Raw genomic sequence first — 15569 nt, 5'->3', positions numbered from 1 at the left:
TTACAGCGACACGACGGCGACTACAAGGAAGATTGCGAATACACGTCGGCGATAGCTTCGCCGGAGACTGCAAAAACTTGCCACAACCCAAAAGGGAACAAAAATGTAACGGAACCTTAAGCAGCAGAGTACAGAAACTGCTCGTCTGAAGACAAATGTACGCCTGATTAAATTTTCTGGAAAGAGGAGTGAACAGAAAATTTGATTGTCATCAATTCGTTACAAACCGGCCCTGGTCTCTGCCGCCATGTAATCCACGACCGCGCGCAGGCTCCCGGTCTGCCGAAAGACGGCAAGCTGCCGGTCGGCGCCGGAACCCCGTTCCAGAATGTTATGGAGCTCCTCGACCGCAGCTCGTGAGCCCAACTCGTCCAGAACATCATCAACAAAGGCGAGGTACTCGCGGATCAGATCCCGCTCCGGCACCTCGGCCTCTTTCCCAAAATCGATCAGTTTTCCGTCAAGGCCGTACCGCACGGCGCGGAACTTGTTTTCCATCAGCAGGGCACGGCTGTACTGACGAAAGTCCACATTGGCTTCGTGCAGTTTGTAGAGCTTAGCGGCCGTAGCCTGGATCAGCGCGGCGATGGCAATCGACTCTTCCGCACGTAGAGGAATGTCGCAGATGCGCACCTCAACGGTATTAAAGAAAGGGTGCGGACGGATATCCCACCAGATCTTCTTGGCGTTGTCGATGGTATTGGTCTTGATCAGCAGGTTGACGTAGCTCTCGAACTCCGAGTAGCTCGCGAAGCTGTCAGGAAGGTTGGTTCGCGGAAAGTTCTCAAAGACCTTGGCGCGATAGCTCTTGTAGCCCGTCTCCATCCCCAGCCAGAACGGGGAGTTTGTACTCAGCGCCAGAATGTGCGGTAGAAAATACCGCATCGAGTTCATGATGCGGATCGCCGCCTCGCGGTCTTCGATGCCGACATGGACGTGCAGGCCAAAGATGAGATTGGCGCGAGCGACAAGCTGCAGATCCTCCACGACGCGTTTGTAGCGGTCATCCGGATAGATCTCCTGTACACGCCAGTCAGCGAAGGGATGCGTAGCGCCCGCAACCAGCAGCAGGCCATGCTCTTCGGCCAGGCGGATCATATTGCGCCGCAGATCGTAGAGGTCTTCGCGAGCCGCTTCAATATTGCCGCAGACGCGCGTGCCTACCTCAACGACAGACTGATGCATCTCTGCCTTCACGCGCTCTTCCAGCCGGAGCTTGCCTTTGGCCAGCATCTCGGTGGCGATGTGCGAGCGAAGATCCCGGCTTTCAGGGTCGACAGTCTGGTACTCCTCTTCAATGCCGAGCGTGAACGATGGGCGCATGGTGAGATGAAGGTATCAGGCCCCCGGTAGCTTGTCAGGCATCGGCTTGTGTGGCGATGTTCCAGGTGAGTTTGTAGCCGCCCTCTTCAATCGTCTTCTTCGCGGCGTCCAGAAACTGCAGCCCCAGCTCGCTGGGAGCGAACTGGAACTGGATGTCGATCTCAAGCGGCAACCGGACCGACGCCGGATAGAGTTCCTCCATCTGGCCGCCCTCGATGAAGCCGAGATAGGCGTTCAGTTTGTCCTCCAGCACCTGCACATGATCGAAGTCCACCTCCCAGTCCCAGTGGTCCTGGATGGTGAGCACATAGGCTCCGTCGCTGGTGACGGAGACCTGATCTACCTTGTTGGGTTCATCAACCATACATGTACTTTACGCCGGGGCACGAAGCCTGAATCGCCGCTACTTTTTCTTCGGCGTTTTCGGAGGCTTTGGAGCTTTCGGAGTCTTCAGCGACTTCTTTGAGGGCTTCTTCGCCGGCTTTTCCTCCGGAGCGCCGAGAAGGGCAGACCACTTCAGCTCCGGAGGTTTGCCGCTCAGCTTGCACCGTGCGATCGCCAGGTCGGCGACGGCATTCACCACCCAGTCAAAATTTGCTTTGCCGACGGAGTGCAGGTCGGCATCGGGCGCCGGGTTCATGAAATCGATCGCGTAAGGAACGCCATTCTCACAGGCGAACTCCACCGTATTCAGGTCGTAACCGAGCGCCTGGCAGAGGGTCAGGGCATCTTTTTCGACGCGCTTTAGCAGGGCCTTGGCCGGCGCCGGGCCGTCGTGCACATAACGCTCATGGTACGGCCGCCGTGGATCGTACTGCATGATGCGCACCTTCTTCTGGCCGACGACGTAGCAGCGGAAATACTCCGTGAAATTCACGGCCGCCTGCAGCACCATGCACAGATCGCGGGTCTGGTCGTACGCATGGAAGAACTCTTCCGCGTTATGGACATGGTAGACATCGCGCCAGCCGCCGCCGTCGTGCGGCTTCAGGAAGGCAGGAAAGCCGACGTAGCTGAAGATTGTGTCCCAGTCGAGCGGATACTGCAGGTTGCGCATGGAGCGCTCCGTGGTGTTCGGAGGCAGTTGCTTGGAGGGCAAAAGCACCGTGCGCGGAACTGCAACCCCGGCTCGGGAGGCAAGGGCATAGTTGAAGAACTTGTCGTCCGCCGACCACCAGAAGGGGTTATTGATGATCTGCGTTCCGCGGAGAGCGGCGTTCTTCAGGAAGCTGCGATAGAAGGGAATGTCATGCGAGATGCGGTCAACGATGACGTCGTAGCCCGAAGCCACGTCCATCTCTACACCGCCAACCTGCACAAACTCTGCCCGAATGCCGTCGAGCCCGCGCGCATTGATGTTTTCTACCAGGGCGCCGGGGAAGGTGTTTTCCATGCCAAAGAGAACGCCGATCGTCTTCACAGTAGGGGGATCCTCCGTTCACTTCACGCTAGTGTAGTGCGAGTGTATGAAAAGAAGCGCCGAGGAGAACCATGAAAGTTCTCCCCGGCTACTTCAGGTTAAGACGCTACACTCTCCGACTCGCGGATGTATTCGACGATCGCCTCCGAGAAGCCGTCGATGTGCCTCCACGTACGGTAGCCGACCCCGTTGCGGTAGCTGGCTACGTTAATCATGTAGCCCAATCCCGCAGGCGGAGGCACACGATCGGCAGTCTGCTCGTCGGTGATCACGATCAGCCGGTCATAGCGTTCGCGCAGCCGCTCGAGCGCGTAACCCAGCGCCGTACCCAGGTGCGGCTGGCTGTTCACGATGGCATCCCGCAGCGCAAATCCACGCCGCGGAGGCACCTTCACCAGCCCCGACGAGAAGGTATACACCGCCACCTCATCGGCAAGCTCACGCAACAGCACCGCCAGACCGCAGGCGGCGTCCATACGAAGCATCTGGGAGCGGAAACCCAGTGCAGCGTCCATGGAACCGGAGACGTCCACCAGGAGCACCGTCCGGCCCTTCAGCCGTGCGGCGCTCGCAACGCTCTGGAACATCGCCTGCTCCAGCTCCGGCTCCCAGTCCGGCGCCTGACGCGCCGCAGCCAGGAAACGGAAGGGAAGCACACGGTCCGTCTTCATGACCTGCAATGCGTCCGCGATGAGGTCACGCCGCACGCCGGCTTGCTGCAGGTTCCTCAGATTCCGCAGCAATGCCAGGGCGCCCAGGCGCTTCTCCAGCAGAAGCGACACCCACGCCTCACGCTTTGCCTCCAGATCAGATCCGGCCGCGGAGAGTCGCACCTCCCAGGTCTCCGGCACAGGCAGTTCTCCGGCGATCAACTGCTTCCAGAGGACAGCCTGTGCCTCGGTGCGCGGCCGCGCGTGCGAGAGAAACAGAACGTCTCGCAGCCGGACCGCCTTGGCGCGGTCGTACTTGGCCAGAGCATACGCATCGAACTTAGGAAACGCCGCTGCAAGCCCCTTCTTCACCTGCGCCGAGAGCGGGCAACGGCCGTCCTTCCAGTAGATAGCGACAAACTCTGCCAGCTCGTCGGCACGCTGGATCACACGCTCCAGCGTTTCGGCCACCAGCCCGCGATGCGTCGGATAGCGAGCCATCTCGCGCACCAGTAACAGTGGCACGTGGCGCAGCTTCATCCGCTCACGAGCCTCTACGGCAATTTCAGCAACAACAGCGGCGTCTACCTGAGGCACCAGAGAGGCGATGCGCGATGCAACCGTCTCGCCTTGCTCATAGAAGGTGTCCTCCCACAGCATGCAGGCCATGACCGAGCGCCGCAGCGCCTGCGCTGGCGTAAGGTGTTCGGCCGGCGCACCCTCATAGGTACGCGGCGTGTCGGGCGTCTCTCGCGGCGGGAAGATTCCGCTCAGTTTCAGGATGTTCAGTTGTGCCATGGCGGCACCTCCTCCTCTCCAGGCGACTGCGGTCCAGCACCGCTTGCCTGGAGAAGAGGCGGCGCTATCGAGCCGCCTCTTCTCTCAGTAAGGACTCGACTTAGTCGTCGTCGTCCTCATTGGGCTTGGGCGGGGTAAAGACTGCCTTGGTGGTGAAGCCGAGAGGGTGGGTAGCTCGGCGGAAGTTCAACTCCCACGCGATCTTTTCCATCTTCTTCAGGTCAGGCAACGTCTTGTTTTGGTAGTTACTGCATTCGCGCACCGCGAAGCTTACTTCGTGACGTGGATCCCAGAAATAGCCGCAGCGGACAATGCGTTCGCTGTCGGCAAAGCCGAGTTGCACGTGCGCGTGTGTGCAGGTATCGCAGAGCGACTGGTTGCCCTTCGGCGTCGCGTTGCGAACGGTGATCGTCGAGCTCATAAAGTCACTTTCTAAGCGGAATAATCCGCGGGTTAGTAAGTGGAGCGATAACTCCACGGGGAATAAGTAGAGACAGGTTGGTTAGGCCGGACGTTCTACCGCTAAACGATGCGGTCAAAGACCACAGCGGAGAATCGAACTCCGCGTCTTCCGGGTCGATGGAACCCATCTCGTCGCCACCGTGAGGCCAGGAGGCAAAACAGACAGAGAACTGTTGGCACAGGTTTTTTGACACAGACCGAGGTCCATGCGGCGGGCTTCCATCGTCCCGCCTTGGCGGAAGAAGTATCCCGTGCCTGCGCTACTGTCTGTCAGCATCCTGTTCGTTGCCAGGGAACAAAGATTCAGGGTGTGCGGATTCGAACCGCTACTCCCGGAGGAGCTTCAACCGATGAAGTAACCCTGAAAGTCGCCACTGGTGCTATGTTTCTGAGATCTCCGGGGTATGAATCGCCCTCGGCATCGGGTCCAGTGTGTCGAAGTAGCCGAAAAGCTTCGCCACCGGAGAGATCGGAAACAAAAAGCAAACGATGTGTGCTGGATTTCCTTGCCGTAGATTCCGGCTGCCCAGATGAGCCGGAGAGATTAGGCGAAGGAGAGTGGATAGCCCGAGAACCAGAGACCTTCACTCACGCACACGTTCGCATGCCGCTTATCCGGCGTGCTCATCGTGTCGAGTTGGATCAGGCGCAACATTGGATTTCTTCCTCTGGGCTAACAACAGATGTGAGGATGCCACATATCGATCTTTCATTGCAAGCGCAAATAAGTAAAAAAACGATAACTTCGTAAGTTACTCAGGATCATCGACCATATAACGGTGGTGATGCACTGCAAAGGTTTGCACATCCCTACGCTGCGCTCTTCGTAACGGAGAAGAGATCGCGCCCTTCGATCGACGACATGATATACGCGAGTTCTCGTCCATGCGTTTGCACAACCCTCGTTCCACTTGTACGCATCCTACCGACCAGCCACTGTGTCGCGTTCCGCACACGCGATTGTTTCGACGCAGTCCTGAAACCTTGACTGAGAGTCCATGAGCGAGAAGACCACCAACCAGAACCCCTGGCGCGAACGCGTTGCCGCGCTGCGCAACGTGCCGATGGTGCTCACTATTATGTGGCGGTCGAGCCGGGCCGCCGTGATCTGGGGTGTGATCCTGCGCATCATCGTGGCGGTGTGCCCCTTTGCCGCCGCCAAGATCGTGCAGTACATCATCAATGACATTGCGGATACGTTGCGCGGGCGCTCGCTCGATCCGCGATTCTGGTCCCTGGTCGCCGCCGAGATCGGCATCAATGTTCTGCTCGGTCTGATGATGCGGGCAATTGATTTCAGCGATGCGCTGCTGGCCAACAGCTACACCCACTACGCTTCAGTCAAAGTGATGGAACAGGCCGCGCGGCTGGACCTGACCACCTACGAAAATCCGATCTTCCACGACCGTCTTGAGCGCGCGCGGGTGCAGGCCACGGACCGCCTGGTGATGATTCAGCAGATCGGCCGCCTGTTGCAGCAGATCATCACAACCTTCGTCTTCTCCGCAGCGCTGGTGCTGGCCTCACCATGGCTGGTGTTGCTGATGCTGGTGGGGGTGCTGCCGTCGTTTCTCGGCGAGACGCACTTCGCTTTCCTCGGGTATGCCAAGAATTTCCGTCAGACACCCGCAAAGCGGCAGATGGATTACCTTCGCCAGGTGGCCGGCAGCCGCGACGGCGCCAAGGAGATCAAGCTCTTCGGTCTGAGCCATTACTTTACTGGCAAGTTCGACGAGCTGGCGCGTGGCATCTACGCCGAAGACACCGCCTTTGCGCGCCGCAAGCTCCTGATCGGCGGCCTGCTGAATGTCGTCAGCACACTGGGCTATTACGGCGCCTATGTCTACGTCATCTGGAGGACGATCCAGGGCGAGTACAGCATTGGCTACTTCACCTTCCTTACGGCGTCGATCCAGCAGGCCAACTCGAACCTGCAGCAGGTCTTCTCCACGGCCTCCGGCATTGCCGATCAGGCATTGTTCCTGACCGATCTGATCGAGTTCTTCCGCATGGAGCCGACGGTCAGGTCCGATCCCAAGGGACTACCGGCGCCAAATCCCATTCGTCAGGGATTCGAGTTCCGCAATGTGTCGTTCACCTATCCCGGAACGAACCGCACCGTGCTCAAAAACTTCACCTTCACGCTTCGCCCCGGAGAGCGAGTCGCTCTGATCGGTGAGAACGGGCAGGGAAAGACCACCATCGTCAAACTCATCACGCGGCTGTATGACCCTACCGAGGGCCAGATCCTTTTGGATGGCCGCGACCTGCGCGAGTACAAGCTGGAGGAGTTGCACCACGAGATCGGTGTCATCTTTCAGGACTTCATGAAGTACGAGATGACCGCGCGAGAAAACATCGGCGTCGGCCGTGTCGATCGCAAACTCGATGAGGGTGAGATCGAATATGCCGCGCACAAAAGTCTTGCTGACACTGTAGTCGCGAAGCTGGAGCACGGCTATGACCAGCTACTTGGCAGGCGTTTCGAGGGCGGTGTGGAGCTCTCCGGCGGCGAGTGGCAGCGTATTGCGTTGGCGCGCGCCTACCTGCGGGACGCGCAGTTGTTGATTCTCGATGAGCCTACGGCGGCGCTCGACGCCCGCAGTGAGCTTGAGGTCTTTGAACGCTTTGCCGAACTGACGCAGGGAAAGATGGCGCTGCTGATCTCGCACCGCTTTTCGACCGTCCGCATGGCAGATCGCATCGTAGTGCTGAGCGGCGGCCGTTTGATCGAAGAAGGAAATCACCAGAAGTTGATGGAATCCGGTGGGCTCTACGCCGAGATGTTTGAGATGCAAGCGGCAAGTTACCGCTAACGAGCGAAAGAAGGATGATGACAGAAGTTCAGGGCCATACAGAACTCGAGCACCTGCTTCTCACGGCTCCGGTCTTTGAGACCGAAGGGCTGCCGGAGAAGCCTTTCGTCAGCGACGAGGTATTGCGTCAACGCGCACAGTCGCTCCTGGCCGCGTGGCAGCCGGTGAAACGGGATCCTAAGGATGCACCGGACGACCTGGGAGTGCGGCTTGAACGTGTGACGGCACGGTTGAGCGAGACTCTGCGCCAGTGCGAGGCGGTTGTCGATCTCCGTAAGCTCACGCCTCCACTGGAGCTTCTGGAGAGCTCACGCATGCTGCAGGCGGTGCTTACCGAGGCGGAAAGCAGCAAAAAGAATGTGCGCCGGCTTCCGCGCGTTACCGTTCCCGGAGATAGAGCGCTCCCCCGCGCCATGCGCATCGCCGAAGAGTACCTCGACGCGGCAGGAGGCATCTGGTCGCCCGAATCGCTCCTCGTCTTTGTCTCGGTTATTCAAACCGAAGACCCCCTGCTGTTGCACGAGACCATTGCACTGCCATTCTTTCTGAGGCTTGCGCAGGTGGAGTTCCTTCTCGACCGCGCCGCTGAGGCGTTTACCTCCGCCATGCCCCCGATCGAGGACTCGCCCTTCTCCGCGCCGCTTCACTCGCTGAGGCGTCTGCAGCAGTTTGAGTGGTCGTTGCTCACGCCGGAGTTGGTGGCGTTCTATCCCGTGCTTGCGCGGGATCCCTACGGTGTCTTTCTGGCGATGGATGAGGAGACGCGCTCGGGATACCTGCAACGTGTTGCCGCCCTGGCATGCCGTTCCGACTGCAGCGAGTTGCAGGTAGCGCATATTGCACTCGACCTTGCCCGTCGGGCAGAGATCAACCCTCCGGCCGATCAGCGTTTGGCCCGGCGCATTGCGCACGTGGGCTACTACCTCTTTGAAGAAGGCTTTCCGGAGCTGGAAAATCGCATCGGCTATCACCCGACGTTGGTCGGTCGTATGCGGGCCGCTCTGGCATCCAACCGCGAAGAGGCTTATATCCTCAGCATCTTCGTTGTTTCTGTGCTGTCGATCGCGGCCTTCATCGTTCCTCTGGTGCCGAACCATGCGTTTCTGGCGGTGATGGGAACCCTGCTGCTTGCCCTGTTGCCGGCGACGCAGGGCGCCAGCGACCTGGTCAACAACACAATCACTGCCTTTATCCGGCCGCGTGCTCTGCCGAAACTGGACTACACCAAAGGCATCCCGGATGATGCTGCGACCTTCATCGTGGTACCGACGCTTCTGCTGAACGAGGAGCAGATCCGCGATCTCTTTGATGAGCTTGAGGCGCGCTATCTCTCGAACACCGATCCGAATCTGTATTTCGGTCTGCTGACCGATCTGCCAGACTCTGAGGTTCGTCCGCGCATGGAAGACCGCAATGAGCTTGTAGATCTTGCTGTGCGCATGACCGACCAGTTGAACGCACGCTATGCGAAGGATAAAGGCGGCAGCTTCCTGCTGTTGCACCGGCATCGCGTCTTCAATGCCCGCCAGGGCGTGTGGATGGGATGGGAGCGTAAGCGTGGAAAACTGCTGGATCTGAACAAACTGCTGCGAAGCGAGTTCGACAGCTTCCCGGTAAAGGCGGGTCCGGTCAGTGTGCTGAAGCGCGTACGCTACATCATCACGCTCGATTCCGATACCCAACTTCCACGTAACACGGCCGCACGGTTGATCGGAACCATCTCGCATCCGCTGAATCAGGCCATCATCGATCCGCGTCGCAGGATCGTTACGCGCGGTTACGGGATTCTGCAGCCTCGTGTAGGCGTCAGTGTTAAATCCGCCTCGCGTTCGCGGCTTGCATCCCTCTACTCCGGCGAGACCGGCTTCGATATCTACACACGGGCTGTAAGTGATGTCTACCAGGACGTCTTCGGCGAGGGCAGCTTCACCGGTAAAGGCATCTATGAGGCGTCAGTGCTGCACGAAGTGCTGGATCGCCGCTTCCCGCGGAATATGTTGCTCTCTCACGATCTGATCGAGGGAGCTTATGTTCGCGCCGGCCTGGTGACAGACATTGAGGTCATCGACGACTATCCGTCGCACTATTCGGCGCATACACGCCGCAAGCATCGCTGGGTGCGCGGTGACTGGCAGATCCTGCAATGGCTTTTCAGTCGCGTTCCGGATGAGTCAGGCCGGATGGTCGAAAACCCCATCAGCATGATCTCGCAGTGGAAGATCTTCGATAATCTGCGCCGCAGCCTGGTGGAGCCCATTACATTTATCCTTCTGATCTGCGGCTGGCTCTTCCTGCCTGGAGGCGCTCGATACTGGACCTTCGTCACGCTGATGCTGCTGCTCTTCCCGGTCTTTGTGCAGCTTGCCTTCAATATCGGCCGTGCCGTGGCACGCCGCAACTCTGAGGCTGTGATCGAGAGTTTCCGCGGCTTCTGGGCCTCACTCGGATTCCATCTCCTCAATCTCGCGTTTCTGCCCCATCACGCATTTCTCTCCATCGATGCCATTATGCGTTCGCTGGTGCGGCGCTTCCTCACCGGGCGAAAACTGCTGGAGTGGGAGACCGCCGCGCAGGCGGAGGCCACGCGTACGCGGAGCTCGCTGGATATCTACCTGCAGATCTCTCCCGCCATTGCCTTCGCCATCGGTGTCGTCATCGCGTTGCATCACTGGAAAGATCTCTTCACAGTCGGTCCCATCCTCGTCCTATGGGCACTCACCTCGGCGATCACCGGCTGGCTCAATTCGCCGCCGCGCAAGCTGGATGCTCCCCTGTCGGCAGAGGATCGCGAGTTCCTGGAGCGCCAGGCACTGCTTACCTGGCGATACTATGCAGAGTTTGGGGACGAGCGGAATCAGTGGCTGATTCCCGACAACGTCACGGAAGAGAATCTGCACCAGACACGCACGCTTTCGCCCACGAATCTGGGCATGCTCTTCAACGCCCGCCAGGCGGCCCTGCAGCTAGGCTTCCTTACGGTGCCCGAGTTCACTCGAGCCACGTTAGGCACCATGGCCACCTATGACCGCCTGGAGAAGGTAAACGGTCATATCTATAACTGGATCAACATCCCCACATTGCAGGCGATTCCACCATTCACCATCTCTTCCGTGGATAGCGGTAACCTCGCGGCTAGTCTTTATGCCCTTACCGGCGGTGTGCAGGACATTCTGAAGCAGCCGCTCCTCACCCAGACAACGTTCTCCGCGATCCGCAAGATGATGGGTCACGAAGGGTTCCCACCGTCTCAGTCCGTCACGGCGCTGCGTGACAGCATTCGCTGGCTGGTCGAGCTGCCCAGCATCGAAGCCCAGGGAGAGTGGGTGCTGGCGGAGGCAGAGCGGCGCCGCAAGCAGCTCATCGACTACGTCGAGCGTTATACCCCCTGGCTGTTGCCGAAGTTCGAGTCRCTATTTCATCTGACGGTCTTTGCCGATCCAGAGAACGAGATTGTCCCCGCGCTGCAGAACGCCGTGGACTACGTGCGTTCGCTCGACGAGCGCCTGATGCATCTGGCCAATGCTGCGACCGGCGCGGATCGCGAACTGGCGATCGAGCTGCGGATCCTGATGCCAACGGCGATGGAATCGCTTGTCGCTCTGGTGCATGAGGTGCAGCACATCGCCAATCTCAGCGGTTGGCATGCCAACGCGATGCGCTTCGACTTCATGCTTGAGCCGCAGCGCCAGCTTCTCTCCATTGGATACGACGGAGCACAGAAGGAGCTCTTCCCGGCCTGCTATGACCTTGTCGCCTCCGAGGCGCGTATTGCCACCTTCCTGGCCATCGCCAAGGGCGATATCCCGCAGCGGGCGTGGTTCCGTCTGGGCCGCTCCCATGTCATCGTGAACGGCCGGGCTGCTTTGCTCTCCTGGACGGGCACGATGTTTGAGTACCTGATGCCTGCGCTGTGGATGCGCCACTATCCCGATACGCTGATCACGCGATCGATGGAGGCTGCCATCGCCATCCAGCAACATCACGTCAAAGGCATGCCATGGGGCATCTCGGAGAGCGGCATGGCGACACGCGATCCCGACGGACGCTATCAGTACCAGGCGTGGGGCATTCCGGACCTCGCGCTGAAGTATGGAGCCGAAGATGGACCGGTTATCTCGCCCTATTCCACGTTCCTGACGCTGCCGTTTATCCGCAAGCATGCGATTGCCAACCTGCGGTGGATGGCACAGATGGGCTGGGTCGGTGATTACGGATTCTATGAGGCTGCCGACTACCGGTTGCATCACAAACCGGAACTGGTACGGAGCTGGATGGCTCACCACCAGGGTATGTGCCTGCTCGCCGTGACGAACCTGCTTTGCGACAACGTCTTCCAGCACTGGTTCCACGCGAACGCCAAGGTGCGTGCCGCGGAGCTGCTGCTGCACGAGCGTCCACTCAGCAAACCGGCCCTGCGGGAGCTTCAGCGTACGCAACCACAGCTTCCCACGGCTCCGGTGAAGGCCGTCGCCTGACGTCGAATACCGCCCGGCTTTCGCCGAATCGCTTGCACATGGCGCGATAGAGTGGTGCAATCAAGGGGATTGAGGAAACTCTTCTCCATTCTGCTGCTGGTCGCCTTTGCCCTGCCGCTGGCCACGCCTCTGCTGGCCGCCATGCAGGACGATGATGCGCACCTGCCGCCGTGCTGCCGACGGCACGGCAAACACCGCTGCTCCATGGGCATGATGGCGGGAACGATGGGGCAAGCGGGAACGATGGACAAGGCGACGAGTGCAGCTATGGCCGAGATGGCCAGGGAAGAAGCAGCCAGTCAGGACGCAGTGCCGCACCATTCGCATGTCGCTACACCGGCGGAGAAGTGCCCTTACTGCCCGGCATCGATCGATGCTCCGGCGCAGCCGATCGCATCGCTTCCATTCTTCGCCAGTCTTCCTCCGGTCCGCCCCTCGCGAGACCACATCTATGCCCGGCCTCTTTCGCAGCAGTTAGCGCTGCATACCCTCTCCGATTCTGAGCGCGGTCCGCCGGTCCTTTTCTCCTAGCCAGAGCATTTTCCTGTTGCTGGGTATCTCGTAGGGGCATGCAGCGGCGTTTTCATCGCGGAAAACGCCCATAGATGCGGAAGCCCTACTCTACACCTACAGGAAAAACGCTCCAACGGTTCAAGAACGTCCCTGCTGTCGTTGTATGGCGCGCCTTACTGCTTTTGCACAGAGCGCTCCGCGGCAGCCCATCCGTTTGGAGGAAAGCATGTTTACCCGGAGAGCGGCCCTTGCTGCCCTGTCCCTGTTTGTCACCTCAGTCATCTACGCCCAGGAGACGCTGACCAGCGCCTCCGTTACCGGCCGCGTCCTCGACCCCTCGGGGGCGCTCATTGCTCAAGCTCCCGTCGCTGCTCGTTCCATTGCAACCAATCAGAACTACACAACCACGACCGATGAGCGCGGCCGCTTCCGTCTGCCCTTTCTCCCTATCGGAGAATATGTCTTTACCGCCCAGCCGAGAGGATTTCAAGCAACCAGTCTCAGAGTGCAACTCGGGGTCGGGTCTGCTCTCGACCTTGCGCTGCAAGCAACGCTTGCCGGGCAAAACGTCACCGTGGAGGTCGTAGGCGGAACGGCGCTGCCCCTCGAAGCCAACCGCAGCCAGATCTCGGAAACAGTGCATCAGGCCGAGGTGACCGAACTGCCCTACAACGGCCGCAACTACCTTGACCTTGCGCTTCTGGCTCCGGGCGTAAGCCCAACCAATACCAATAGCACCCAGACCTTTGCCGAGACCTCTCCAGTCATCGGTCAGGGTTACTCCATCAACAGCCAGCGGAACTTCTCCAACAGCTTCGTGGTGGATGGTCTCTCCGCCAACGACGATGCCGCCGGTCTTGCCGGTAATTCGTATGGCATGGATGCAGTGCGGGAGTTCCAGGTGGTCACTTCAGGTGGCCAGGCCGAGTTCGGCCGGGCCATGGGCGGCTACTTCAATATCGTCACACGCAGCGGGACCAATGACCTGCATGGCACGGCCTATGGGTTTCTGCGAAATCAGCGGCTCAACGCGCAGAATCCACTCTCGCGCACCACGCTGCCGCTGACGCAGGGGCAGTACGGTGTAAGCCTCGGCGGGCCTCTGCGGCGTGACCGCAGCTTTCTCTTCGGCAACTATGAAGGACGGCGACTGAATACGAACGGCATCGTGACCATCTCGCCCACGAACGCCACGGCGATCAACAATCGCCTGAATGCACTCGGCTTCACCGGACCTCGCCTATCTGTAGGAACCGGCGCGACTACCCTCTATCCCACGACAGTGCACTCCGACAATCTCTTCGTGCGCGGCGACCATCGCTTCAGTGACAAAGACCAACTCACGCTGCGTTACAGCTACTATCGGCTGAACAGCGTCAACGCTCGCGGGGCCGGAGCATTGGCAGACGTTAGTTATGGAACCGCTGTACGCGACACCAATCACACGATTGCAGCGAGTAATATCGCGACGCTTTCCCCGCGCACCTTCAACGAGACCCGGGGACAGTTCACCTACGACAGCCTGGACGCTCCGTCGAATACACAGAACAGCCCGGCGATCACCATCAGCGGAGTCGCCAGCTTCGGACGGTTTTCTTCTTCGCCCACGGCCCGCCTGAACTATCTGTATGAGGTGGTCGACAACCTGGTGATGCAGCGTGGAGCCCATACGGTGAAGACTGGTGTGGATTTCCTTTTCAACCGAGACACCATTACCTTCCCGATGTCGATTGCGGGAAACTATTCCTTCCCATCGTTGACGTCGTTTCTGTCCAGCACCACCGGATACTCCAGCTACGCGCAGAACTTCGGCACGCCATACATCACTCAGAACAATCCCAACGTCGGCTTCTACGTGCAGGACGAGTGGAGGGCGCTTCCATCGCTGACCATCAATGCCGGTCTGCGCTACGATCTGCAATTCCTGAAAACGGTGAATACGGATACGAATAATCTTTCCCCTCGCATCGGCTTTGCGTGGTCACCGTTTGCTGATCGCCGTACCGTGGTGCGGGGCAGCTATGGCCTCTTCTATGACCGCGTTCCACTGCGCGCGTTGGCGAATGCGCTGCTGTCAGCCAACAATACGCAGGACCCGACGCAGGGTCGCCTACTGCAGTACACCTATGTTCCGGGAGACGTAGGCGCACCATCGTTCCCGAACGTCTCAACGACACCGAATCCTGCCGCGAAGATCAGCTACACGCTAATGCGCCCTGGGATTCAGAACGCCTATGCCCAGCAGATGAGCCTGGGCCTGGAGCAGCAACTGGCTCGCGCAACGACTCTGGGACTTAGTTATCAACACACACGCGGCCTGCACCTGCTTTCGTCCGTCAATCGTAATATCAATCTCGACGGCACGCGGCCAGATAACTCGCGCGGCAACGTTCGCTACTACGATTCGTTGTTCGATTCGTATTACGACGGCTTCGCGGTCTCGCTGGTGCAGCGGCCGGTTTCATGGGGTTCAGCGCGGGTCTCGTATACCTGGTCGAAAGCCATCAACAATATCAGCGAGTTCTTCTTCTCCTCGCCGATCAATAACTTCGATCTCAATGTCGATCGAGGCCGTTCCGATGACGATCAGCGTCACCGCCTGGTCTTTGACTTCAGTGTTCACTCGCCAACCTCACACACGAGTACAGTGATGGGACATCTCACACACGGGTGGCAGTTCGGCGGAGTGCTGCAGTACTACTCACGGCTGCCGTTCAATATCGTGACCGGCGGACAGACGAAGCAGCAGACGACGCAGCGTCCCTGCACCGGTGGCTATTCATTGTCGGCGACAAATCCCTGCACGGAGGGTCTTGCCGGGGCGGTGATTGGCCGGAACACCGGCGTCGGGTTTGACTTCTTCGGAATGAATGCACGGCTAAACCGGACGATTGCTCTAACGGATCGAGTCCATCTGGAAGGGATCGCGGAGGCCTTCAACCTGCTGAACCACCGTAACGACATGCTGCCCAACGGAACCTGGGGAACGGGAGCCTATCCCACAACTTCCAGCTCAACCTTTGGTGCAGCCAACGGCGTAGGAGATCCGCGCAGCATCCAGCTCGCGGCCCGAATTAGTTTCTAACATCCTCATCAAACCTTGTCGGCCCTG

9 protein-coding genes are annotated in these 15569 nt (G+C 59.3%); 4 read left to right on the top strand and 5 right to left on the bottom strand.

Annotation, left to right across the window (positions count from 1 at the left end):
- Window positions 1-219: 219 nt before the first annotated feature.
- The 5 genes from AB4Y89_RS06715 to AB4Y89_RS06695 all read right to left on the bottom strand — a co-directional run bounded on the left by AB4Y89_RS06715 (window position 220) and on the right by AB4Y89_RS06695 (window position 4612).
- A complete protein-coding gene (locus AB4Y89_RS06715; RefSeq protein WP_442300134.1) occupies window positions 220-1323 on the bottom strand; it encodes a carboxylate-amine ligase in 1104 nt (367 codons plus the stop codon).
- Between the two features lie 34 nt (window positions 1324-1357).
- Window positions 1358-1687, bottom strand: a complete 330-nt coding sequence (locus AB4Y89_RS06710; RefSeq protein WP_442300133.1) for a DUF6572 domain-containing protein — start codon at window positions 1685-1687, stop codon at window positions 1358-1360.
- 39 nt (window positions 1688-1726) lie between these two features.
- Window positions 1727-2743 carry an ATP-grasp domain-containing protein gene (locus AB4Y89_RS06705; protein ID WP_442300132.1) on the bottom strand — a complete coding sequence of 339 codons (1017 nt, stop codon included), beginning with the start codon at window positions 2741-2743 and terminating at the stop codon, window positions 1727-1729.
- 98 nt (window positions 2744-2841) lie between these two features.
- A complete protein-coding gene (locus AB4Y89_RS06700) occupies window positions 2842-4191 on the bottom strand; it encodes a TROVE domain-containing protein (RefSeq protein ID WP_442300131.1) in 1350 nt (449 codons plus the stop codon).
- Window positions 4192-4291: 100 nt separating this feature from the next.
- Window positions 4292-4612, bottom strand: coding sequence for a hypothetical protein (locus AB4Y89_RS06695; RefSeq protein ID WP_442300130.1), 321 nt, complete (start codon window positions 4610-4612; stop codon window positions 4292-4294).
- A gap of 1039 nt (window positions 4613-5651) precedes the next feature.
- Between AB4Y89_RS06695 and AB4Y89_RS06690 the strand changes: the two genes are divergently transcribed.
- From AB4Y89_RS06690 to AB4Y89_RS06675, 4 genes are all read left to right on the top strand, one after another.
- Window positions 5652-7469 (top strand): ABC transporter ATP-binding protein, encoded by a 1818-nt coding sequence (locus AB4Y89_RS06690; RefSeq protein WP_442300129.1) that lies wholly within the window; start codon window positions 5652-5654, stop codon window positions 7467-7469.
- 14 nt (window positions 7470-7483) lie between these two features.
- Window positions 7484-11944: a glucoamylase family protein gene (locus tag AB4Y89_RS06685; RefSeq protein WP_442300128.1), complete on the top strand. Its 4461-nt coding sequence runs from the start codon at window positions 7484-7486 to the stop codon at window positions 11942-11944.
- 51 nt (window positions 11945-11995) lie between these two features.
- The gene (locus AB4Y89_RS06680; RefSeq protein ID WP_442300127.1) at window positions 11996-12475 is read left to right on the top strand and encodes a hypothetical protein; all 480 of its coding nucleotides are present in this window, start codon (window positions 11996-11998) and stop codon (window positions 12473-12475) included.
- A 208-nt stretch (window positions 12476-12683) separates the two neighbouring features.
- Window positions 12684-15542, top strand: coding sequence for a TonB-dependent receptor (locus tag AB4Y89_RS06675; protein ID WP_442300126.1), 2859 nt, complete (start codon window positions 12684-12686; stop codon window positions 15540-15542).
- Window positions 15543-15569 lie beyond the last annotated feature (27 nt).

Source organism: Terriglobus sp. 2YAB30_2 (assembly GCF_052114765.1).
Classification (GTDB): Bacteria; Acidobacteriota; Terriglobia; order Terriglobales; family Acidobacteriaceae; genus Terriglobus.
The sequence above is the reverse complement of the archived record's forward strand: the minus strand, read 5'-3'. Positions and strand labels throughout refer to the sequence as shown.